We start from the raw sequence: 20,962 nt of genomic DNA, 5'->3' as shown, positions 1-20,962 counted from the left end.
ATGATCATCGCGTACGGCGTCGCCAACCTGCTCCAGTCGGTCGCCGCCGCCCGCACCACCGTGCACCACACCTTCGACCCGGGCCTGCTGCTGCGGCTCGCCGGGCACCGCACCTACCTGGTCGGGCTGGCCTGCCAGGTGGCCGGGTTCGTGCTGGCCTTCCTGGCCCGCCGGGACCTGCCGCTCTTCCTGGTCCAGTCCAGCGTCGCGGCCGGGCTCGGCGTCACCGCACTGCTCGGCGTGCTGCTGCTCAAGTGGCGGCTGCCGGCGGCCGAGGTGGCCCTGCTGGTGCTGCTCTTCGCGGGAATCTCCGCGCTGGTGCTCTCCGCCCGGCCCGCGCAGTCCAAGCCGCTCGGCACCACCGGCATGATCGTCCTGGCGGCGGTGCTCGTCGTGATCGCGGTGGTCGGCTTCTTCGCCGTGCGCCTGCACGGGGCGCCCGGCTCGGTGGCGCTCGGCTCGCTGGCCGGGCTGGCGTTCTCCGCCGCCGCGGTGGCCGCCCGACCGCTGGCCTCGGCCCCGACGGCGGAGGACCTGGTCCGGCACCCGCTGCTCTACCTGCTGATCGCGCACTCGATCGTCGGTCAGCTCCTGCTCGGCCTGGCCATGCAGCGCGGCTCGACCACGGCCGCCGTCGCCGCCATGGACGCGGCCGGGGCGGTGCCCGCGGCGATCGTCGGCCTGCTGCTGCTCAACGACAAGATCTGGCCCGGCCGGGAGTGGCTCGCCGCGGCCGGGTTCCTGGTCACCCTCGCCTCGGTCATCGGCCTCACCCGGTACGCCGAACCCCAGCACCACCACGCGGTGGCCGGGGAGCGGAAGCCGGCCGTCGTGGGCGTCGGCGCCCCCGGCCGCCCGATGTGAGGACCGCCGCCGGGACGCCCGCCGCCGTGCGACCCGCCACCGGGCGGGCTGCCGGCGCGGGGCGGGTCACCGGCGCGAGGCGGGCCGCTGCCGGTCAGGCCGCCTCGACCGGCTTGCGCCGGCGCACCACCCGCTCGTAGAGGCGCTCCAGCGCGCCCGCCGTCCGTTCCCAGGTGTAGCTGCACCGCACCCGGTCCACGGCGGCGTGCCCGTACGCGAACCGCCCCGCGTTGTCGGCGAGCAGCCGGCGCAGGGTGACGCCCAGCGTGCGCACGTCGCCCGGCGGCACCAGCCGCCCGGTGACCTCGTCGACCACCGCGTCGGCGATGCCGCCCATGGCATAGCCCACCACCGGCACGCCGCACGCCATGGCCTCCAGCGACACGCGCCCGGCCGACGAGTAGTGCGGGGTGCAGGCCACCACGTCCGCCGAGCGGTACCAGGTGGCCATCTGGTCGTGCGGCACCGCGCCCACCAGCTTCACCTGCTCGGCCACCCCGTTCCGCTCGGCCAGCTCGCGCAGCCGGCGGGCCTCGGCGTGGCCCGCGAGCTGCTCGGCCGGCGGGCCGCCGGCGATCACCAGCTCGGCGTCGCCGACCAGCCGCATGGCCCGGATCAGGTCCTCCTGGCCGTGCCCGGGCGACAGCCCACCGACGGAGAGGATCCGGGCCCGCTGGTCGCGGGGGGCGGCCTCGCCGTCGGGGTGGAACTGCTCGGTGTCGACGCCCGCCGGCACCATCGCCACGGAGGCGCGCTGCAACCCCATCCGGGTCAGCTCGTCCACCTCGTCGTTGCACTGGGCGACCGCGACGTCCACCGCCCGGGTCAACGCCCGCTCCAGCGGGATGCGCTCCCCCGGGCCGTCGTACTGGCCGCCGAGGTGGCGCAGCTGCTCGACCCCGAGGGAGTGGAACGTCTGCACCACCGGGACGTCGGTCTCCCGGACGGCGTGCGCGGCGGCCAGCCCGCCGATCCAGTAGTGCCCGTGCACCACCTCGGGCTGCCAGTCGCCCGTCCACCGGTCCGCCAGCCAGGCGCCGAACTCGGACACGTACGGGACCAGCTCGGCGGTGGGGATCGGGGCCGCCGGGCCGACGGGCACCCGCTCCACCCGGTAGCCGTCGACCATGGCCGTGTCCGGCAGGTCGGGGTCGTCGCGGCGTTCGTACACCCGGACGTCGTGGCCCCGCGCGGCCAGTTCCGCGGCGACCCTGGCGATGTGCTGGTGGGTGCCGACGGTCGGGGCGTCGGCACGCCTGGGCGGGCCGGCGTGCGCGCAGACGAGGCCGACGCGCATGGGTCACCTCCATGCGAACTTCTCAAGCGGTGGTCCTCGGTCAGAGGGTCCCATTAACCAGACTCCCGCAAGCCGAAACCTGGCAGATCGGGAAGAGCCCGGCGGGTGCTTGCCCGACGGCAAGCGTCAACCCTCCGCTGTTCACCGCCCGCGCACCGACGGTTATCCGACCGATGATCGGCCGCATGACCCCCGTCAGCCTGGGTACGGGCTGACAATGCCTCTCACCCGCAGCCTCGCCGACGCCACCGTGGTGATCACCGGTGCCTCCAGCGGGATCGGCACGGCCACGGCGTACGCCCTCGCCCGGCGGGGCACCGCCGTGGTGCTCGCCGCCCGCAGCGAGCCCGCCCTGCACCGGGTGGCGCAGCGGTGCCGGGAACTGGGCGGGCGCGCGCTCGTCGTGCCGACCGACGTGACCGACCCGGCGGCGGTCGAGCGCCTCGCCGCGCGCGCCGTGGCCGAGTTCGGCCGGATCGACGGCTGGGTCAACAACGCCGCGGTCAGCGCGGTCGGCCTCTTCGACGAGATCCCCGTGGCCGAGTTCCGCCGGGTGCTGGAGGTGAACCTGCTCGGCGCCGCGTACGGCACCCGGGCCGCGCTGCCGCACCTGGGCGCGGCGGGCGGCGGGGTGCTGATCAACAACGCCTCGGTGCTGGCCGAGGTGGCGATGCCCTACCAGTCGGCGTACAACGCCACCAAGCACGGCATCCGCGGCCTGGCCGACACGGTCCGCCAGGAGTTGCGGGTCACCGGGCGCGGCAACATCTCGATCTGCACGGTGCTGCCGGCCACCATCGACACCCCGTTCTTCGGGCACGCCGCCAACCACAGCGGGCGGGAACTGACGCCGCCGCCCCCGGTGTACCCGCCCGAGGTGGTGGCGGAGACGATCGTCCGGATGCTGCGCCGGCCGCGCCGCGAGGCGTACGCCGGCGGGGCCGCCCGGCTGATCGGCCTGCAGTGGCGGCTCGCCCCGGCGCTGGCCGAACGGGTCCTCGGCTGGTACACCCACCGCACCCAGTTCGGACCCGCCCCGCGGCTGGACAGCACCGGCAACGTCTTCCACGCCGACGCGGCGGCCCAGCGGGAGGGCGGCTGGCACGGCCGGCGACGGCAACTGGTGCGGATGTCCGCCGCCTTCGGGCTGGCGGCGGCGGGCACGGCCGTCGGGACGGTGGCCGCGATGGCCCGCCGGACGCGGACGGACCGCTGATGCACAGGGCCGGGCGGACCGGTGCGGGACCCGGCCCGGGAAGGCAGAATGGGACGATCATGCCGACCGACGTGCGCTGCCGGGTGGAGACCGACCGGTCCTCCGGGGTGGTCCGGCTGACCGGCGTGCTCGACCGGTCCGAGGTCCGCACGGTCCGCGACGGGCTGCTCGCCCGGCTCTGCGCCCGGCCCGGCCCGGTGGTGGCCGACGTGACCGACCTGCGGATGACCGACCCGGCGGCCCGGGACGTCTTCGCCGGAGTGCGCCGGGAGATCCGCGACTGGCCCGCCGCCGACCTGCTGCTCTGCGACCCGACCGGCACCGTGGAGGGGGTTCCCGCCTGGCCGACCCTGGACGGGGCGATGGCCGGGCTGGCCGCCGCGCCGATGGCCGCCGTGGTCGACGCCGAGTTCCCGCCCGCCGTGGAGGCCGCCCGGCAGGCCCGCCAACTGGTCACCGACGGCTGCCGCCGCTGGGGCCTGGACGAGCTGACCGAGCCGGGCTGCATCGCGGTCACCGAGCTGGTGGGCAACGTGGTCGCCCACGCACGGACCCCGATGACGGTGCGGCTGGCCCCCCGGGACAGCACCCTGCACCTCGCGGTACGCGACCACTCGTCGCGGCAGCCGGCCTTCACCGGGCCGGCGCCGTTGGACACCGTCGGCGGGCGCGGCCTGCTGCTGATCGACACCGTCGCCCGCCGCTGGGGCAGCAGCCCCGTCCCGGACGGCAAGGTCGTCTGGTGCGTCCTGTACGCCGCGGACGAGCTCGCCGCCGACGGCTGACCGTCGCCCGGGTCCTCCCCGTCCGTCCCGGGAAGCGATGCTTCCGCCCGGATGGCCACGCCCGGCACCGGTTACGCCGGGAGGGCAGTGGGTAGAGGTCAGCCATGCGCGACGACGAGTACCCGACCCCCGTGTCCGACCCCGAGGCGGAGGGCCTGCCCGACACCGCCGACGACGACTCGACCGCCAACGACGACGTCCTGACCGGGCGCGAGGCGGACGGCCCGGAGCCGGCCCAGCTGCCGGGCGACCGGACGCCGGTGGCGGTGGACCGGTACGGGACCACCGCCGAGGAGCAGCTCGACGGCGAGTCGCTCGACTACAAGCTCGACCGGGAGCTGTACGAGCGCCCCGCCGACGATCCGCTGGCCGGCCCCGTCGACCCGGACATCGCCGCCGAGGCCGACAGCGAGGAGGCCGCGGCGCAGGCCCAGCTCGACGCGGACGTGCTCGACCCCGGCCCCACCTCCGACCCGAACTCGCCGGTCTCCCTCTACGACCACGGCCAGCTCGGCAGCGTCGCCGACGCCCAGGTCGGCCGGCTCGTCGAACCGGACGAGGGGGCGCACACCGACCAGGAGACCGACTCGGTCGCGTACGACGCCGGCTCGGCCGGCGGCGGCGCGAGCGCCGAGGAGCTGGCCATCCACGAGACACGGCCGCCGCACTCGGTCTGACCCGGCGCGACAGTGGGTCCGTGGCCGGCGCCGGGGCTGTCGGGGAACCGTCCGGGGGCGGTCTCCCGGCGGCCTCAGTCGTCCAGGCCGCGCTCGATCGCGTACCGGGTCAGCTCGACCCGGTTGTGCAGCTGGAGCTTGCCCAACGTGTTCTGCACGTGGTTCTGCACGGTGCGGTGGGACAGCCCGAGCCGGTCGGCGATCTGCTTGTAGGACATGCCCTTGGCCACGAGCCGCAGCACCTCGGTCTCCCGGTCGGTGAGGCGGGGTGCCGGGCCGGCGGCGCAGTCCCGACCGGCCGTCGCGGCGGCCCCCGACGGGGCGGCGGCCAGCCGGCGGTACTCGCCGAGGACCAGCCCCGCCAGGCCGGGCGTGAAGACCGGCTCCCCCGCCGCCGTCCGGCGCACCGCCTCCAGGAACTCGGCGGGGGCGGCGGACTTCACCAGGTAGCCCGTGGCGCCCGCCTTCACCGCGTCCAGCACGCTCTGCTGCTCGCCGCTGGCCGACAACATCAGCACCCGCACCTGCGGCAGCGCGGCGCGCAGCCCCCGGATCACCTCCACCCCGGAGACGTCCGGCAGTTGCAGGTCCAGGACCACCACGTCGGGCCGGGTGGCCGCGGCGACCCGGACGGCCTGCCGCCCCTCGCCGCTGGTGGCGACGACGACGTGGCCGGCCTCGGTGAGGTCCCGGGCCACCCCCTCCCGCCACATCGGGTGGTCGTCGACCACCATCACGCGCACACCGCTCATGGTCTCCCCCTCCGTCGCACCGGCCGGGGACGGCCGGTCCCCGGCCTCACCGTGCCGCCCTCGGGACGGTCAGCTCCACCTCCGTGCCGGCGCCCGGCGCGGAGGTGATCCGCACCGTGCCGCCCAGGTCGGCGAGGCGCCCCCGGATGGACCGGGCGACGCCGAGCCGGCCCTCGGCGACGGCCTCGTCCAGCCGACCGTCCGGGAAGCCCGGGCCCTCGTCGCGGACCGAGACGGTCACCGTCGCCTCCTCGTCCTCGATCAGCACCCAGGCCCGCCCGTCCGCGTGCCGGGCGACGTTGTCCAACGCGGCGGCCGTCGCCGCGGCCAGTTCGCGGGCCACCGGCCCGGGCAACGACACCGGGGTGGCCGGCGCGGAGAGCGAGACCGTCGCGGAGGCGTACCGGCCGACCAGCGCGCGCAGGTCCACCGGGCCGCTCTCGGTGCCGGCGCCGGCCGGCGCGGCACCGGCGATCAGGGCGCGCAGCGCCGCCTCCTGCTCCCCGGCGAGCCGGGCCAGCTCGCCGGCCTCGCCGTCCAGGTGGGCGCCGCGCCGCTGCACCAGCGCGAGCACCTGGAGGACGCCGTCGTGGATGTCCCGGGCCAGCCGCTCCCGTTCCCGGGTGGCCGCCTCCAGCTCGACCGCCCGGTGCAGCCGCTCCTCGGCGGTCACGGCCAGCCGGGCGACGTGCCCGACGACCACCCCGGCGAGCAGCAGCAGGATCACCCCGGTGAGCGAGGACTGGCCGATCCGTTCCCGGGTGGCCAGGTCCGCCGCGCCGAGCACCAGCGCGGCCACGGTGCCCCGCCGCCGTCCGCCGGAGACGGCCCAGGCGAGCACCGGGCCGGCCAGCCAGGCAACCGCCAGGGTGGGCACGCCGGAGGCGAGCGCCTCCCGCCCGACCACCCACGGGTTGACCAGCAGGATGCCGAGGACGACCGAGAGGTCCGCCACGAGCAGCGGCCAGCCACGCCGGGCCGGGCGGGCGTACCCGACGGCGGTCACGCCGGTCCAGGCCGCCATCAGCAGGACCAGGCCGCCGGCCGCGAGCGGGTGGGCGTACCGGTCGAAGTGCCGCACGACCAGCACGCAGACGTACGCCAGGGAGGCCACCCGGAACACGGCGATGGCCCGCCAGAGCGGGACCTCGAAACCACCGGGGGGCGTCGGCACGGTCGTCACGATGCCACAGCCAAGTGGGCGGCCGGCGGGCCGCCACATGCACGGCGAGAAACGCTGACGTACGGTGGAAATGCCGCAAAAAATCCAGTGATCAGTTGTCGGGACGGGGCCATGACGAACGCAGAATCCCCGACACCGCGTACGGTTGTGCCCATCGAACCTTCCCCCCTGATCGCCGAGGCCTTCGAACAGGCCCAGGTGACCGAGCTGCGACACTCGGTCACCTCCTGCGCGCACGCCGCCGGGCTGGCCGGGCAGCGCCTGGACGACTTCGTGCTGGCGGTCAACGAGCTGATCACGAACGCGGTCCGGCACGGCGGCGGCCGGGGCTGGCTGCGGCTGTGGCGGCAGTCGGGGCAACTCGTCTGCGAGGTGTCCGACCACGGTAGGGGCATCAGCACGCAGCGGCTGGGCGACCGGAGCCGACCCGCACCCGACACGGCCGGCGGCTGGGGGCTCTGGCTGGCCCGGGAGCTGAGCGACGCCATGGAGGTCGACACCGGCGCCGCCGGCACCACCGTACGCATCAGCACCACCGTCGGCGCCCCCGAGCACATCGGCCGCCACCGCCGCGACTGACCTCGCCACCGCCGCGCCGCCCCCGCGACCCCACCGCCGCGATCTTGCAGTCTCAGCCCTCGGATCGGGCGCTTTGCCCTGTTTGCCGGGGCAGGAAGGGCAAGATCGCGGGCGGGACCGGCGTGGCGGGCGTGGGGTGGCGGGGCGTGGGGTGGGGTGGGTGGGGTGGGTGGGTCAGGCGAAGAGGGTGCTGACGGACTCGCCGTTGTGGATGCGACGCATCGCCTCCGCCAGCGCCGGCGCGACGGAGAGGACCTCGAGCTTCGGCACCCGCTTGTCGGCCGGGATCGGCACCGTGTTGGTGCAGACGATCTCCAGCACGCCCTCCTGCTCGCTGAGCCGCCGCAGGGCGTCGCTGGAGAAGAGGCCGTGCGTGCAGGCCAGCCGGATCGAGCGGACCTTCAGCTCGCGCAGGTGCTCCATCAGCTCGATCACCGTGCTGCCCTTGGCGATCTCGTCGTCCAGCACGATCACGTCCCGGTCGGCCACGTCCCCGATCACCGCACTGATCTTGACCCGGTCGTCGCTGAACCGCTGCTTCGCCCCGGCGGCCACCGGGGTGCCGAGCCGGCGGGCGAACGCCGCCGCCTCCTTGGCGTTGCCCAGGTCCGGCGAGACCACGACCGTGTTGCTCAGGTCGTAGCGGGCGAAGTGCTCGGCCAGCTCGCGCAGCGCGTGCAGGTGGTCGACCGGCACGCTGAAGAAGCCGTGCACCTGCGGCGAGTGCAGGGTCATCGCCAGCACACGGTCCGCGCCCGCCGAGGTGAGCAGGTCGGCGACGAGCCGCCCGCCGATGGAGATGCGCGGCGCGTCCTTCTTGTCCGACCGGGCGTACGCGTAGTGCGGCAGCACCACCGTGATCCGGCCGGCGGAGGCACCCCGGGCCGCGTCGATCATGAGCAGCAGCTCGACCAGGTGCTCCTGCACGGGCGGCACCAACGGCTGGATCAGGAAGACGTCCCGCTCCCGGCAGTTGGCCTGCAACTGGACTTCCAGGCAGTCGTTGGCGAACCGGGACACCCGCACCGGGTGCAGGGGCACCTCGAGGTGGGCGCAGATCTCGGCGGCGAGTTCGGGATGGGCGGTACCACTGAAGACGGCGATGTCACGCACGTCCACACATCGTACGGACGCCACCCCGGGCCGCCCCCGACCGGGGCCGGGACCGCCGGGCGGGGCGCGGCCGGTCGGCGGGGCACGGCCGGTCCGGGTACGGTGCTGCCGTGACCCCCCAGTACGTCGCCGCCATCGACCAGGGCACCACCTCCTCCCGGTGCATCGTCTTCGACCGCGCCGGGGAAATCGTCTCCGTGGCGCAGCGGGAGCACCGGCAGATCTTCCCCAGACCCGGCTGGGTGGAGCACGACGCCGAGGAGATCTGGCAGAACGTGGAGCTGGTGGTCCGGGAGGCGCTGCGGGCCGCCGGCACCGACGCCGCCGGGCTCGCCGCCGTGGGCATCACCAACCAGCGGGAGACCACCCTCGTCTGGGACCGGGCGACCGGCCGGCCGGTCGCCAACGCCATCGTCTGGCAGGACACCCGCACCGGCCCGCTGCTGCGCGAGCTGGAGCAGGCGTACGGCGAGGAGCTGTTCCGCACCCGCACCGGCCTGCCGCTGGCCACCTACTTCGCCGGGCCGAAGCTGCGCTGGCTCCTGGAGCACGTCGACGGGCTGCGCGGGCGCGCCGAGGCCGGCGAGGTGCTCTTCGGCACGATGGACAGCTGGCTGATCTGGAAGCTGACCGGGCGGCACGTGACCGACGTGACCAACGCCAGCCGCACCCTGCTGATGGACCTGACCACCCTCGACTGGAGCCCGGAGCTGCTCGACGCGATGGGCGTGCCGGCGGCGATGCTGCCCGAGATCCGCAGCTCCGCCGAGGTCTACGGGGAGGCGACCGGGGTGCTGGCCGGGGTGCCGGTGGCCAGCGCGCTCGGCGACCAGCAGGCGGCCCTGTTCGGGCAGACCTGCTTCCAGCCGGGCGAGGCGAAGTGCACCTACGGCACGGGCAGCTTCCTGCTACTCAACACCGGCGCCAGCCCGGTCCCCTCCACCCACGGCCTGCTCACCACGGTCGCCTACCGCATCGAGGGCCAGCCCGCCGCGTACGCGCTGGAGGGGGCGATCGCGGTCACCGGCTCCCTGGTGCAGTGGCTGCGCGACAACCTCGGGCTGATCTCCACCGCCGCCGAGGTGGAGGAGCTGGCGGGCACCGTCGACGACAACGGCGGCTGCTACGTCGTCCCGGCCTTCTCCGGGCTGTTCGCCCCGCACTGGCGCAGCGACGCGCGCGGCGTGATCGCCGGGCTGACCGGCTACATCACCAAGGGGCACCTGGCCCGGGCCGTGCTGGAGGCGTCGGCCTGGCAGACCCGCGAGGTGGTCGACGCGATGAACGCCGACTCCGACGTGGCGCTGCGCCGGCTGCGGGTCGACGGCGGGATGACCGCGAACGGGCTGCTGATGCAGTTCCTCGCCGACGTGCTCGACGTGCCGGTGGTCCGCAGCCGGATCACCGAGACCACCTGCCTCGGCGCCGCGTACGCGGCCGGCCTGGCGGTCGGCTTCTGGCCGGACCTGGCGACGCTGCGCGCCCAGTGGCGCTCCGACGCGCAGTGGGAGCCGACCATGGACCCCGCGCACCGGGAACGGGAGCTGCGCAACTGGCGCAAGGCCGTCGAGCGCACCCTGGACTGGGTCGACTGAGCACGCTCAGTCGGACAGAGGGGCGGCCAGGACGTATCCGACGCCCAGCGGTCGCATGATGGCGGCCAGCAGGGGCTCGGTGAGCTGGGCCCGACGCACCCCGTTGTCCAGGCCGCGGCCCACGCACCGGTTCCAGCTCGCCACCACCCGTCGTTCGCCGTCCCGGCTGCGCAGGAGGAGCAGGACGTCGTAGCCGTCCGCCGGCTCGGGCCTGGGGCACGCCTTGCCAGCGGGGTTGCTCCCGGCGGGGGCGGCGTTCAGCGCCACGGCGAGCGCGGTCGCGTCCGCGCCGGCCAGCCGGGTCGACGCCCGGATCCGTTCGGGGCGGGGCATCCCTCCCACACCGGAGCCGTAGGCGCAGATGGAGACGGCGGACGGGTGCTCCGGCACGAACGGCTCGCGCGGCGGCGTGCGGGCATCGGAGGCCGTCGACGACTGCGGCGGCTCCCACCCGGGCAACGGCGCGTTGACGACCGGTTGGCGCTGGGTCGGGCAGCCGACGTGGTCCGTCTGCACCAGTCGGAGGCTGTCCAGGATCCGCCGGGTGGTGGCCGCGTCCCGGGTCCGCACCGCGATCGCGACGTCGCGCCGGGGCACGTTGATGGTGCCGGCGTAGCGGCCGTCGGGCAGCCGTCCCTCCGCGCGCAGGGCGGGCACCCCGCTGACGGTGACCGACCGCCCTGGCAACCGCGCGTCGTCCGGCTGCCGTCCCACCCGGTCGCTGATGATCGCGAGTTCCTTGTGGACCGCCTCCGGGGTGAGGCACGTGTGCGCCAGGCCCCCGCCCCGCACCACGCTGGGCCCGTCGGTCATCCCGCAGCCGAAGTCGTTGACCGCCCAGCCCGCCGGCACCCGGATCTCCGCGCCGAGGGAGCTCTCCCAGCGCCAGTCCGCGGTCGCCGCCCGGTCCTCGGCCGCCGTGTCTCCCGCCGGCGGTCGGGCACGGTCCTGCCCGACGAGCGCCGGGACCACCCCGACGGCGACGAGCACCGCCACGGCCGCCGCCCCGGCCCCCGCCACCGTGGCCCGGCGACGCCGCCGGGCCACCCGCGCCCGCACCGCCCCGGCCAGGTCCGCACCGCCCTCGTCGGCCTCGGCCTCGTGGCTGCGGAACGTGTCCCGGATCAGCGTCTCGACGTCGTACCGACTCATGGCAGCGCCTCCCGATCGATCGTGGGCACCGTGGCCCGAAGCGTGGCGAGGGCCCGCGTCGCCTGCGACCGCACAGTGGCCGGGGCGCAGCCGAGGACCTCCGCGATCTGGGTGTCGGAGAGGTCCTCGTAGTAGCGCAGCACGAGCACCGCCCGCTGGCGGCTCGGCAGCCGGCGCAACAGCGCCCAGGCGGCCTCGCGCGCCGCGTGGCTGCCGGCGTCGTCCGGGCCGGCCGCCCCGTCAGCGGGGGCGGCGACCGGCAGCTCGCGCGAGGAGAGCCGCCGCCACCAGCGCAGGTTCTCGTTGACCAGGACCCGCTTGAGGTACGCCTCGGGCCGGCTCATCTCCGCCACCCGCGCCCACCGCACGTACGCCTTGGCCAGCACCGACTGCACCAGGTCCTCGGCCTGGTGCCGGTCCCCGGTGAGCATCAGCGCGAACCGCAGCAGGGCTGCCCCGCGGGCGGTCACGAACTCCTCGAACGTCGGCTGCATGGCACCTCCGCCCCAGAAAGTCCGTGGGGTGGCCGAGGCGCTGCACCGGTCGGGAAATCAGTCCCAGCGGTTGCCGGTGAGCTTCTCGTAGACGTCGACGTAGCGGGCCCTGGTCGCCTCGACCACCTCGGCCGGCACCTCGGGCGCCGGGGCCTGCTTGTTCCAGCCGCTCTCCACCGCCCAGTCGCGCACGTACTGCTTGTCGTAGGAGAACTGCGCCCGGCCCGGCTGGTACGACTCCGCCGGCCAGAACCGGGACGAGTCGGAGGTGAGCAGCTCGTCGCCGACCGTCAGGGTGCCGTCGGCCGCCCAGCCCAGCTCGATCTTGGTGTCGGCGACCAGGATTCCCCGGTCGGCGGCCAGCTCGGCCCCCCGGCGGTAGACGTCGATGGTGATCTGCCGCAGCCGCTCGGCGGTCTCGGCGCCGACCTTGTCGACCACCTCGGCGAAGGTGATGGGCTCGTCGTGCTCCCCCACCGGCGCCTTGGTCGACGGGGTGAAGATCGGCTCGGGCAGGATGGACGCCTCGACCAGGCCGCGCGGCAGCTCCACGCCGGAGACCGCGCCGGTGCGCTGATACTCCTTCAGGCCGCCGCCGGTCAGGTAGCCCCGGGCGACGCACTCCACGGGAACCATCTCCAGCCGCCGGCAGCGGATCGCCCGGCCCGCGAACTCCGCCGGCACGTCGGTGGCCGAGATGACGTGGTTCGGCACCAGGTCGGACAGCTGCTCGAACCACCACAGGGACAGCGCGGTGAGCAACTTGCCCTTGTCGGGGATCGGCGTCGGCAGCACCACGTCGTAGATCGAGATGCGGTCGGAGGCGACCAGGATCAGGTCGTCGCCGTCGGCGTAGACGTCCCGGACCTTGCCCGAGTGCAGAAGTTCCACGCGGCCTATTACACCAGGCGACCTGCGTACGGCCGGCGGCGGTGGCGGACGGCGTCGATGCGTACGCCCACGGGCGCGGCGGTGTGGCCGGACGGACGTTGACACCTCCCGCGCCGCCTGCGTGAATGATCCGGCCGCATCCGCCCGTCCGCCAGGAGTCCCCGTGTCCGCCGCCCGCCGCCCGCTGTCCCCCGCCGGGGCGGCCCCGGGCCGGCGGCGGGTGCTCGCCGCGCTGCTCGGGGCGCCGGTGCTCGCGGCCGGCGGGCTGACCGGGTGCAGCGAGGAGCAGGCGGCGCCGACGGAGACCGGCCCGATCGAGCTGTCGGTCTTCTGGTACGGCGGGGCGAAGCGCGCCGAGCTCACCGAACGGGTGCTGCGCCTCTACACCGACCGCAACCCCCGCGTCGGCTTCCGGATCACCTGGCAGGGCGTCGACGGCTACCACGACCGGCTGGCCACCCAGGCTGCGGGCGGCAACGTGCCGGACCTGATCCAGCTCGACGACGGCATGCTGGCCGAGTACGCCCGGCGCGAGATCGTCCTCGACCTCAGCGAGTACGTCGCCGACCACCGGCTGGACGTGCGCACCCTGCCTCCGGGCCTGCTCCGCTACGGGCAGGTCGACGGGCGCACGGTGGGCGTCGCCGCGGGGCAGACGGCCGCCGCGCTGGTGCTCAACCGCACGCTGCTGCGCCGGCTGGGCGTGCCGGAACCGGACGCCGGGATCTCCTGGCCGGAGTACGTCGCCTGGGCGCGGCGGGTCACCCGGGCCAGCGACGGACGGGTGGCCGGCACGATGGACGCGTCGGGCGACTACCGCGCGTTCTGGCACTGGCTGCGCGGCCGGGGCGGCGATCTCTACCGGGGCCGGCAGCTCGGGTTCGACGCCGAGGCGCTGGCCGAGTGGTTCGAGCTGTGGCGGGACGCCCGGTCCGGCCGGGCCACCCCGAGCGCCGCCCTGGTCGAGCAGGCCGACAGCGACGTGCCCGCCCGGCAGTTGGTGGTCACCGGCGCCGCGGCCGCCTCCTTCGCCTGGTCGCACCAGCTCCCGGAACTGCAGCGGCTCACCGACGCCGAACTCGGCCTGGCCGTCCTGCCCGGCCCGGTGGCGGCGCAGTGGGCGCGGGCGTCGATGTACTGGGCGGGCTTCCACGGCACCCGGCACCCCGCGGTGGTGGCCGACGTGATCAACTTCCTCACCGGCAACGGCGAGGCGGGCGCCGTGCTCGGCCACGACCGCGGGCTCAACCCCAGCCTCGCCGTCCGCCGCTACGTCGAGGGCACCATCACCGAGCCGGCGCAGAAACGCGCGGCGGCGTTCGGCGCCGCGCTGGCCGACCGGCTGGGGCCGGCGCCCGGCCCGCCGCCGCAGGGCCACCCGCGCGTGCGCGCGCTGCTGCTGGAGGCCGCCGAGACCGTCCGCAGCGGGGCGGCCGGGACCTGGGCGGCGGCGTCGCGCTTCATGGCCCGGGCGGAGGCCGCGCTCGCCGGGTGACCGCCGTCTGCGCGGTCGGGGTCGCCGGCCGGGCCTTCGGCTCAGGTCAGCGCGGCGGGCCCCCGCGACGGTTGCGCATCATCCGCAGCACCAGGAACACGATCGCCGCCACCACGACCAGGCAGCAGAGCAGGCTCAGGAATCCGAAGCCACCGCCGCGACGCCGCCGGGCGGCCTCCACCACAAGCTCACCCGTGCCGGTGGACGCCCAGGCCGCGACGGGCACGAACACCGACAGCACGACCGCACCGAGGACGGCGCTGAGCCGGCCCCACCACTTTCCGAATGAAGACATGCAGACATCCTCGCCGACAGCCGCAACCCCGGCACGTCGGTCGGTCGGCAAGCACCGACGCGCTGCCGGTCACGGGGCCGGAAACGGCGAAAGGCCCCGGAGGTTTCTCCGGGGCCTTTCGCGTGAGTAGCGGGGACAGGATTTGAACCTGCGACCTCTGGGTTATGAGCCCAGCGAGCTACCGAGCTGCTCCACCCCGCGTCGGCTCGTTTACTCTATCGCATCCCCCGGGCGGATGATCAGCGGGGCCCCGATTCCGCCCCGATTCCCTCCCGGACCAGCTCGGCCCGCCGGAAGCGGAGCGCCGCGCGGGCCGAGCTGGACCGGGCACGGTCCCCGTCGCCGGGCAACGGGAACGCGGCCGGCCGCCGGAGGCGCGGCTCGGCGGACGGCCCCGGAACCGCGAAACGGCCCCGGAACGCGGAACGGCCCCGAGGAGATCCTCGGGGCCGTTCCGACGTGGTAGCGGGGACAGGATTTGAACCTGCGACCTCTGGGTTATGAGCCCAGCGAGCTACCGAGCTGCTCCACCCCGCGTCGGTTCGTACACCGTATCTCACCGACCCCGGCCGCCGCAAAACGACCGCCGACCGGGGCGGTCCGGGCCGCGCGCCGCCGCCCGGACCGCCGTACGAGTCAGCCCAGCCAGCGCTCGATCGCGTCGACCGCACGCCGGCTGTCGGCGTCGACCTGGGACCGCTCGGCGGAGGTGCCCTCCCAGCCCTGCTCCCACAGCACGGTAACCACGTCGCCGAGCCGGACCGCCCGGATCAGCCGGACCTCCTCGCCGCCGGTCGGGTCGCCCTCGACGTCCCGGGCCGGCGTACGGATCTCGAACAGCACCGAGTCGTCGCCGAAGCGGCCGTCGGCCAGCAGCCGCACCCGCGAGGTCGACGGGTTGCCGCCGCTCACCCCCGGCTGCTCCGGGCAGCCCCGCACCGCCGCCCGCAACTCTCGCAGGAAGTCGCCGGCCCGGCCCGGACGGTAGACGGTGATGCTGTGCGTGTAGCTGCCGTCGGGGACGTACCCCTGCGGGGTCCGCGGCAGCTTGTAGGCCAGGTTCCGGGTGCGGCGCTGCACGATGCCGGCGTCGCTGCGGTAGCGGGCGTCGCAGAGCCTCGGCAGCGCGACGGTGTCCCGGAAGACCGGCTCGATGCCCGTCCGGTTCGCGGGCGCCTGGACGAAGAACGCCCGGTCCGGGATCGAGGCGGGCGTACGTGGCGGCGCACCGGTGCCTGTCGTCGGCGCCGCGGGCGTGCCCGTCGACGGCGGCGCGCCGGTCGGCGAGGGCGAGCCGGTCGGCGAGGCGGTCCCGCCGGGCGACGGCGACGGGCCCGGCGCCGGGGCGCTTGCCGTGGGCGCCGGGGTGCCGGCGGGCGACGGCAGCGCGGTCTCCTCCCCGGCCAGCACCAGCCGGGTGCCGGTCGCCAGTCCGCCGACCAGCAGCGCCGTCGCGAGCGCGGCGCCGGCGACCCGCACCCGGGCGCGGCGGTCGGCGCGCCGCCGCACCTGCTCCGGGGCGGCCAGGCTGTGGCCGTCGGCGTCCTCGGCGAGCGACCGGTACAGGTCCGACAGTTCACGCGACATCGTTCGCCTCCAACTCCTCGTCGAGGTCGGGCAGCAGCGCTGCCAGCCGTGCCCGCCCCCGCGCCAACCAGGACTTCACGGTGCCGGTGGGCACCTGCGTCTCCCGGGCGATGTCCTGCACCGACATGTCGAGGAGGTAGTGCAGGGCCAGCGCCTGCCGCTGGACGGCCGGCAGTCGGCGCAGCGCGCCCGCCAGCAGCACGCCGTCCTCGCTCGGCGGCGGCACCGGCTCGGGTGGCCCCGTCCGGCTGAGCATCGAGCGCCAGCCGTGCAGCCGGCGCCACCGGTCGGTGGCGAGCCGCGCGATCACCAAGCGCAGCCAGGCCTCCGGCGCCGGGTGGGTGGTCAGCCGGCCCCACTGCCGCCAGGCCCGGGCGTACGCCTCCTGCACCAGGTCCTGGGCCTCGGCGTGGTCGCCGGCGACCGCGTGGCCGTAGCGGAGCATCCGTCGTGAGGTGCTCCGGTAGAACTCGTCGAAACTCGTCGCGTCCCTCATCCTCGACCACGCTCCCCCCGGCCCGTTTCCCGCCTCTTGCAGGAAGGACGAGGTCAGGGGAGCGCGGGTTGCGGCGACCCGGCCGCCGGTCGGGTAAGCGACAGCGCCCCCGGGGCCGGGACCTGGTCGGTCCGCGGGCCGGGGGCGCTGCGACGGTGGTACGGGGTCAGCCGCTCGGGGTCGGTGCGGCGCTGCCGCTGGCCGCCGGGGAGGCCGGAGGGCTGCCGCTGGGCGTCGCCCCCGGCGTCGGGGCGGCCGCCGCCTGCTGGGCCCGCTGGAAAGCGGTGAGCGCCTCGTCCAGCGCCTTCAACGCCCGCCCGTACCGCTCGAAGTCGCCGGACGTCTGCGCGGCCCGGACCTCCGTGATGGCGCTCTGGACGCGGTTCGCCGCCTCCGCCAGCTCGCCGGTCAGCGCGGGCGGCGTGCCGGTCGGCGGGGTGCCACCGGCGGGCGGCGGCGCGCCCGGCGCGGCGCCCTGCTTGCCCTGCTCGACGAGCTGCTTGATGCCGTCGGCCACGTTGTTGGCCAGCACCACGTAGGAGCCGCCGTCGCCGTAGGACATCAGCACTCGCTGCAACAGCGGCGGCGCGTTCTGCGCGGCGGTCTTCACGTAGACCGGCTCGACGTAGAGCATGCCGTCGCCGAACGGCAGGGAGAGCAGGTTGCCGTACTGCACCTGCGCCTGCGCGGACTGGAGCAGGTTGAGCTGCTGCCGGATGCTCGCGTTGTTGGTCATCGACTGGTGCACCTGCACCGGGCCGGAGACCCGGGTCTGGTCGGGCAGGTCGAGCACCTCCAGCCTCGGCTGCCCGTCGACGTACGACCCGGAGATCAGCGCGGCGAGGTTCTCCCGGCCGTTCGGGGTGACCGCCGAGGTGAGCTGGAAGCGCGGCGAATCCTGGCCGGGGAACTGGGTGAAGAGGTAGTAGGGCGGCTGCTTCTGGCCGGTGTCGGGGGCGTCCGGCACGTTCGGCACCTGCCAGAAGTCCTGCGCGGAGTAGAAGTCGCCCGGGTCGGTCACGTGGAACCGGGTCAGCAGGTTGCGCTGCACCTTGAAGAGGTCGGACGGGTAGCGGAAGTGCTCGGCCAGCTCCACCGGGGTCTCGGACTTCGGCACCACCAGGTCGCCGCCGAACGCCTTGTTCCACGCCTTGAGCACCGGGTCGGCCTCGTCGAACTCGTAGAGCCGGACGGTGCCGTCGTACGCGTCGACGGTGGCCTTGACCGAGTTGCGGATGTAGTTGACGTTCTCCCGGGCGAGCTGGAACGTGCCCCGCCCGGTCAGCTCGTCGGCCGTCTGCTCCTGGAGGTTGACCCGCTCGGCGTACGGATAGGTCGCCGCCGTGGTGTAGCCGTCGATGATCCACTGGATCCGGCCGTCGACCACCGCCGGGTACGGGTCGCCGTCGAGGGTCAGGAACGGGGCGACCTTCTCGACCCGGTCCCGGGGGTTGCGCACGTAGAGCAGCTTCGAGTTCTCGTTGACGGCGTCGGAGAGCAGGAAGTTCGACTCCTGCTCCTTGATCGCGTAGAGCAGCCGGCGGGTGAACGAGCCGATCTCGACGCCGCCCTCACCGGTGTAGGTGTAGGACTCGCCGCCCTCGCCGACGGGGCGGTCGAACTCCGCCTTCCGCTCCGGGTCGGTCTGCCCGACGATCGCGTAGTCGCCGGAGTCCATCCGCTCGCCGTAGTAGATGCGGGGCTGCTGCGCCGGGATCTGCTCGGTCTGCGCGGCGCACTGCTCGTTCGCCGTCTGCCCCGGCTGGTCCTTCTGCTGCTCCTGCGGGTCGCCGAGGAAACCGGAGACGAAGAACGGCTGGCCGCCGCAGACCACCCGGTTGCCCGGCGCCGCCACCAGCCCGTAGCCGTGGGTGTAGACGGTGTGCCGGTTGATCCAGGTGTTCTGCTGCGCGGTCAGCTGCCGGTAGTTGACCTCGCGGAGGCCGACCACGTAGTCCTGCACCTTGCCGTTGACGGCGTACCGGTCGACGTCCAACTTCTCGCCGAAGTCGTAGAACTGCCGCACCTGCTGCCGCTGGGTGTAGGTCTCGGAGACCAACTGGGGGTCGAGCAGCCGGATGTTCGGCACCACGGACGTGTTCGTGACGAGGCTCGCCGGCGGGGTCAGATTGCTCGCCGCGTACGGCGTGGTGGTGACCCCTTCCAGCCCGAACGCCGCCCGGGTGGCCTTGATGCTGCGCTCGATGTACGGCGCCTCCTTCTCCTTGGCGCTCGGCTTGACCTCGAAGGTCTGCACCGCCCAGGGATAGATGCCGCCGATGGCGACCGCGGAGACGCCGAGCAGGGCCAGCGAGATGCCCGGCCAGACCAGGTTCCGCATCCAGGCGTTGGAGAAGACGATGATCGCGATCGCCACCACGATGGAGATGTAGGCGAGGATCTCCTTGGCCGGCAGCAACGCGTTGACGTCGGCGTAGCCGGCGCCGTAGACGTTGGCGCCGTCGTTGTACTCCAGCAGCATCGCCCGCCGGTCCAGCACGTACGCGATGGCCTTGAGCAGCACGAAGACCGCGACCAGCGTGCTGAGGTGGGCGCGGGCGGCGTTGGTCATCCGGTCCCCGACGCCCTGGAGCCGGACGCCGCCGAAGATGTAGTGCACGGCGAGCGCGCCGATCACCGACAGCACCACCGCGGTGAAGCCGACGCCGAGCAGGTAGCGCCAGAACGGCAGCTCGAAGACGTAGAAGCCGATGTCGACCTTGAACTCCGGGTCCTTGACGCCGAAGTCCCCGCCGTTGCGGAAGAGCAGCCACTGGCTCCACCGGGACTGCGCGGACAGCCCGGCGAAGAGGCCGACCACGCCGGCGACCAGCGCGATCCACAGGCCGAGCCGGGGGCCCAGCACCATCCGGTAGCGCTCCAGGGTGGCCTGCTCGGGCGAATGCGGGCGCATCCGGGGCCGCAGCCGGTGGGCGAGCCAGAGGTTTCCGCCGACGATCAGGGCCATGCCGAGGCCGACGGCGAGGAAGAGCAGCAGCCGGGTCGTCAGCACCCCGGTGAAGACCTGGGTGTAGCGGACCTCGTCGAACCACAGCCAGTCCGTCCACGCCTGGACACCCCAGCCGAGCAGGGTGAAGAGCACGAACACCCCGACCAGGACACCGATCGTGACGCGTCCGCGTCGGCTCATCCTCGGCAGGGGGCTGCTGCTACGCATGACCACTGTTGGCTCCGCACGCTCGATGTGATCGGCTCCGACCAGGCACCCAGAGTACGGGGTGTTCCTGAACGTGTCGGTCCAAGGTCACGCGGCGGGTGCCCGGAGCCGCCCCGGCGGGGCCCCGCACCCGCGTACGACGGCCGGCGGCGGGCGGGCCGATGCGGCGGCGGCGGGCGTGCCACGGCCGGCGGCGGGCGGGCCGGTGCGGCGGCGTGCGACGGGTCAGCGGGCGGACGACGGCCGGCAGCGGGCGAGCCGGCCGTCGCACGCCGCGCGGCGGTCAGCAGCGGGCGGGCTGGCCGCCGGCGCGCAGCGTCTCCAGGGCCGTCAGCGCCTCGTCGAGCGAGCCGACCTTCAGCAGCGGCAGGCCCGGCTGCGGGTTGCGGACGGCCTCGGCGCAGTTGTCCGCCGGCACCAGGAACGCCGTCGCGCCGGCCTCCTTCGCGCCCACCAGCTTCTGGGCGATGCCGCCGATGGGGCCGACCCGGCCGGTGTCGTCGATGGTGCCGGTGCCGGCGATGATCTTCCCGCCGGTCAGGTCCTCCGGGGTCAGCTTGTCCACGATGCCGAGGGCGAACATCAGGCCGGCGCTCGGCCCGCCGATGTCCTCCAGGTCGATGTTGAGGGTGAACGGGTGCGGCTGCTGCTGCTCGATCTCGATGCCGACGCGGGGCCGGCCGTCCTGCTCCCGGCTGGTCACCTTCGCCGTGGCGGCGGCGCCGCCCCGGGTGTAGCCGATCTCCAGCGCGGTCCCGGCGGGCTTGGCCCGGATCAGCTCGGTGAGCCGGGCGGCCACCGACACCGGCTGCCCGTCCACCGACGTCACCACGTCGCCGGGCTTGAGCACACCGGCGGCGGGGCCGTCGGCGGCCACGGTCTTCACCACCACCTGCACCGGGTACCCCAGCTCGCGCAGCGCCGCGGTCTCCGCGCTGGTCTGGGAGACCTTGAAGTCCTCCGCGTTGCGCTCCTCGACCTGCTCGCGGCTCTCCCCGGGCGGATAGACCAGCTCGCGCGGCACCACGGCCTCGTCGTCGGAGAACCAGCCCTGGATCGCCGAGCGCAGCTTGACCGTGGGCTGCACCCCGACCGTGGTCAGCCGGAGCTGGCCGGCCGAGGTGGAGGTCTCCCGGCCGCTGACCTGGATGACCTCCTTGCCGTTCTCCTTGCCCAGCGTGTTGACGGTCGGCCCGGGGCCGAGCACCACGTACGGGATGGGCGCGCCGAGCACGCCGATGCTGAGCAGGGTGGTGAGCAGAGCACCGAGGAGGACGGTCACGCCGCGACGTCTCATGCGGCTGAGCGTACCG

The 20,962-nt window shown here is 74.6% G+C and carries 19 protein-coding genes and 2 tRNA genes; 7 read left to right on the top strand and 14 right to left on the bottom strand.

All coding sequences use genetic code 11. From position 1 onward, the window contains the following. The gene (locus GA0070606_RS20990; protein ID WP_176737556.1) at positions 1-864 is read left to right on the top strand and encodes a hypothetical protein; all 864 of its coding nucleotides are present in this window, start codon (positions 1-3) and stop codon (positions 862-864) included. Positions 865-958: 94 nt separating this feature from the next. Here the strand turns inward: GA0070606_RS20990 and GA0070606_RS20985 are convergent, their stop codons facing one another. After that, positions 959-2,161 carry a glycosyltransferase gene (locus tag GA0070606_RS20985; protein ID WP_091103225.1) on the bottom strand — a complete coding sequence of 401 codons (1,203 nt, stop codon included), beginning with the start codon at positions 2,159-2,161 and terminating at the stop codon, positions 959-961. A gap of 217 nt (positions 2,162-2,378) precedes the next feature. Between GA0070606_RS20985 and GA0070606_RS20980 the strand changes: the two genes are divergently transcribed. The 3 genes from GA0070606_RS20980 to GA0070606_RS20970 all read left to right on the top strand — a co-directional run bounded on the left by GA0070606_RS20980 (position 2,379) and on the right by GA0070606_RS20970 (position 4,839). Next, complete coding sequence (locus GA0070606_RS20980; protein ID WP_091103224.1) at positions 2,379-3,377, top strand: SDR family oxidoreductase; 999 nt, start codon at positions 2,379-2,381, stop codon at positions 3,375-3,377. A gap of 59 nt (positions 3,378-3,436) precedes the next feature. Beyond that, positions 3,437-4,162, top strand: coding sequence for an ATP-binding protein (locus GA0070606_RS20975; protein ID WP_245724754.1), 726 nt, complete (start codon positions 3,437-3,439; stop codon positions 4,160-4,162). Between the two features lie 104 nt (positions 4,163-4,266). Continuing rightward, positions 4,267-4,839: a DUF5709 domain-containing protein gene (locus GA0070606_RS20970; protein WP_091103218.1), complete on the top strand. Its 573-nt coding sequence runs from the start codon at positions 4,267-4,269 to the stop codon at positions 4,837-4,839. 74 nt (positions 4,840-4,913) lie between these two features. Here GA0070606_RS20970 and GA0070606_RS20965 read toward each other — a convergent pair whose 3' ends face one another. Together GA0070606_RS20965 and macS are read right to left on the bottom strand one after the other, a co-directional pair. Further along, a complete protein-coding gene (locus tag GA0070606_RS20965; protein WP_091103215.1) occupies positions 4,914-5,591 on the bottom strand; it encodes a response regulator in 678 nt (225 codons plus the stop codon). A gap of 46 nt (positions 5,592-5,637) precedes the next feature. Continuing rightward, complete coding sequence (gene macS, locus GA0070606_RS20960; RefSeq protein ID WP_245724753.1) at positions 5,638-6,765, bottom strand: MacS family sensor histidine kinase; 1,128 nt, start codon at positions 6,763-6,765, stop codon at positions 5,638-5,640. Positions 6,766-6,885: 120 nt separating this feature from the next. Here macS and GA0070606_RS20955 point away from each other — a divergent pair, with 120 nt between their 5' ends. Continuing rightward, a complete protein-coding gene (locus GA0070606_RS20955; RefSeq protein ID WP_091103210.1) occupies positions 6,886-7,353 on the top strand; it encodes an ATP-binding protein in 468 nt (155 codons plus the stop codon). 174 nt (positions 7,354-7,527) lie between these two features. Here the strand turns inward: GA0070606_RS20955 and GA0070606_RS20950 are convergent, their stop codons facing one another. Then, positions 7,528-8,466 (bottom strand): ribose-phosphate diphosphokinase, encoded by a 939-nt coding sequence (locus GA0070606_RS20950; RefSeq protein WP_091107964.1) that lies wholly within the window; start codon positions 8,464-8,466, stop codon positions 7,528-7,530. 110 nt (positions 8,467-8,576) lie between these two features. Here GA0070606_RS20950 and glpK point away from each other — a divergent pair, with 110 nt between their 5' ends. Next, on the top strand, positions 8,577-10,061 hold the full coding sequence (glpK, locus tag GA0070606_RS20945; RefSeq protein WP_091103208.1) for a glycerol kinase GlpK: 1,485 nt from the start codon (positions 8,577-8,579) through the stop codon (positions 10,059-10,061). A 6-nt stretch (positions 10,062-10,067) separates the two neighbouring features. On the opposite strand, the gene GA0070606_RS20940 is transcribed toward glpK, so the two are convergent. From GA0070606_RS20940 to GA0070606_RS20930, 3 genes are read right to left on the bottom strand one after another with little or no spacing between them, the layout of a single operon-like run. Next, positions 10,068-11,213, bottom strand: coding sequence for a hypothetical protein (locus tag GA0070606_RS20940; RefSeq protein WP_091103206.1), 1,146 nt, complete (start codon positions 11,211-11,213; stop codon positions 10,068-10,070). Continuing rightward, on the bottom strand, positions 11,210-11,707 hold the full coding sequence (locus GA0070606_RS20935; protein WP_091103203.1) for a SigE family RNA polymerase sigma factor: 498 nt from the start codon (positions 11,705-11,707) through the stop codon (positions 11,210-11,212). Before GA0070606_RS20935 ends, GA0070606_RS20940 begins: the two co-directional genes overlap by 4 nt. Before the next feature lie 57 nt (positions 11,708-11,764). Beyond that, a complete protein-coding gene (locus tag GA0070606_RS20930) occupies positions 11,765-12,598 on the bottom strand; it encodes a phosphoribosylaminoimidazolesuccinocarboxamide synthase (RefSeq protein WP_091103201.1) in 834 nt (277 codons plus the stop codon). A gap of 163 nt (positions 12,599-12,761) precedes the next feature. Here GA0070606_RS20930 and GA0070606_RS20925 point away from each other — a divergent pair, with 163 nt between their 5' ends. Continuing rightward, positions 12,762-14,093 (top strand): ABC transporter substrate-binding protein, encoded by a 1,332-nt coding sequence (locus tag GA0070606_RS20925; RefSeq protein ID WP_091103199.1) that lies wholly within the window; start codon positions 12,762-12,764, stop codon positions 14,091-14,093. 46 nt (positions 14,094-14,139) lie between these two features. Here GA0070606_RS20925 and GA0070606_RS20920 read toward each other — a convergent pair whose 3' ends face one another. The 7 genes from GA0070606_RS20920 to GA0070606_RS20890 all read right to left on the bottom strand — a co-directional run bounded on the left by GA0070606_RS20920 (position 14,140) and on the right by GA0070606_RS20890 (position 20,946). After that, a complete protein-coding gene (locus GA0070606_RS20920) occupies positions 14,140-14,388 on the bottom strand; it encodes a hypothetical protein (RefSeq protein WP_091103197.1) in 249 nt (82 codons plus the stop codon). 127 nt (positions 14,389-14,515) lie between these two features. Next, positions 14,516-14,589 (bottom strand) — tRNA-Met (locus tag GA0070606_RS20915). Positions 14,590-14,848: 259 nt separating this feature from the next. Beyond that, positions 14,849-14,925, bottom strand: a tRNA-Met gene (locus GA0070606_RS20910). Positions 14,926-15,024: 99 nt separating this feature from the next. Continuing rightward, entirely contained in the window at positions 15,025-15,975 is a 951-nt protein-coding gene (locus GA0070606_RS20905) for a hypothetical protein (protein ID WP_091103195.1), read from the bottom strand. Beyond that, positions 15,965-16,471 carry a SigE family RNA polymerase sigma factor gene (locus GA0070606_RS20900; protein WP_091103194.1) on the bottom strand — a complete coding sequence of 169 codons (507 nt, stop codon included), beginning with the start codon at positions 16,469-16,471 and terminating at the stop codon, positions 15,965-15,967. The genes GA0070606_RS20905 and GA0070606_RS20900 overlap by 11 nt, the downstream gene beginning before the upstream one ends. Before the next feature lie 166 nt (positions 16,472-16,637). Continuing rightward, complete coding sequence (locus GA0070606_RS20895) at positions 16,638-19,649, bottom strand: UPF0182 family membrane protein (protein ID WP_091103192.1); 3,012 nt, start codon at positions 19,647-19,649, stop codon at positions 16,638-16,640. A gap of 283 nt (positions 19,650-19,932) precedes the next feature. Continuing rightward, entirely contained in the window at positions 19,933-20,946 is a 1,014-nt protein-coding gene (locus GA0070606_RS20890) for a YlbL family protein (RefSeq protein WP_091103190.1), read from the bottom strand. Positions 20,947-20,962: the final 16 nt, after the last annotated feature.

It is taken from the genome of Micromonospora citrea, assembly GCF_900090315.1.
GTDB lineage: Bacteria > Actinomycetota > Actinomycetes > Mycobacteriales > Micromonosporaceae > Micromonospora > Micromonospora citrea.
Note: the sequence above shows the minus strand (reverse complement) of the source record. Positions and strands in the feature narration are given on the sequence as shown.

Bases quoted from the DNA above. Each gene is read 5' to 3' on its own strand.
- GA0070606_RS20905 (WP_091103195.1), bottom strand. From the start codon at position 15,975: ATGTCGCGTGAACTGTCGGACCTGTACCGGTCGCTCGCCGAGGACGCC.
- GA0070606_RS20975 (WP_245724754.1), top strand. From the start codon at position 3,437: ATGCCGACCGACGTGCGCTGCCGGGTGGAGACCGACCGGTCCTCCGGG.
- GA0070606_RS20980 (WP_091103224.1), top strand. From the start codon at position 2,379: ATGCCTCTCACCCGCAGCCTCGCCGACGCCACCGTGGTGATCACCGGT.
- GA0070606_RS20965 (WP_091103215.1), bottom strand. From the start codon at position 5,591: ATGAGCGGTGTGCGCGTGATGGTGGTCGACGACCACCCGATGTGGCGG.
- GA0070606_RS20895 (WP_091103192.1), bottom strand. From the start codon at position 19,649: ATGCGTAGCAGCAGCCCCCTGCCGAGGATGAGCCGACGCGGACGCGTC.
- GA0070606_RS20920 (WP_091103197.1), bottom strand. From the start codon at position 14,388: ATGTCTTCATTCGGAAAGTGGTGGGGCCGGCTCAGCGCCGTCCTCGGT.
- GA0070606_RS20900 (WP_091103194.1), bottom strand. From the start codon at position 16,471: ATGAGGGACGCGACGAGTTTCGACGAGTTCTACCGGAGCACCTCACGA.
- GA0070606_RS20955 (WP_091103210.1), top strand. From the start codon at position 6,886: ATGACGAACGCAGAATCCCCGACACCGCGTACGGTTGTGCCCATCGAA.
- GA0070606_RS20990 (WP_176737556.1), top strand. From the start codon at position 1: ATGATCATCGCGTACGGCGTCGCCAACCTGCTCCAGTCGGTCGCCGCC.
- GA0070606_RS20970 (WP_091103218.1), top strand. From the start codon at position 4,267: ATGCGCGACGACGAGTACCCGACCCCCGTGTCCGACCCCGAGGCGGAG.
- GA0070606_RS20940 (WP_091103206.1), bottom strand. From the start codon at position 11,213: ATGAGTCGGTACGACGTCGAGACGCTGATCCGGGACACGTTCCGCAGC.
- GA0070606_RS20890 (WP_091103190.1), bottom strand. From the start codon at position 20,946: ATGAGACGTCGCGGCGTGACCGTCCTCCTCGGTGCTCTGCTCACCACC.
- GA0070606_RS20935 (WP_091103203.1), bottom strand. From the start codon at position 11,707: ATGCAGCCGACGTTCGAGGAGTTCGTGACCGCCCGCGGGGCAGCCCTG.
- GA0070606_RS20985 (WP_091103225.1), bottom strand. From the start codon at position 2,161: ATGCGCGTCGGCCTCGTCTGCGCGCACGCCGGCCCGCCCAGGCGTGCC.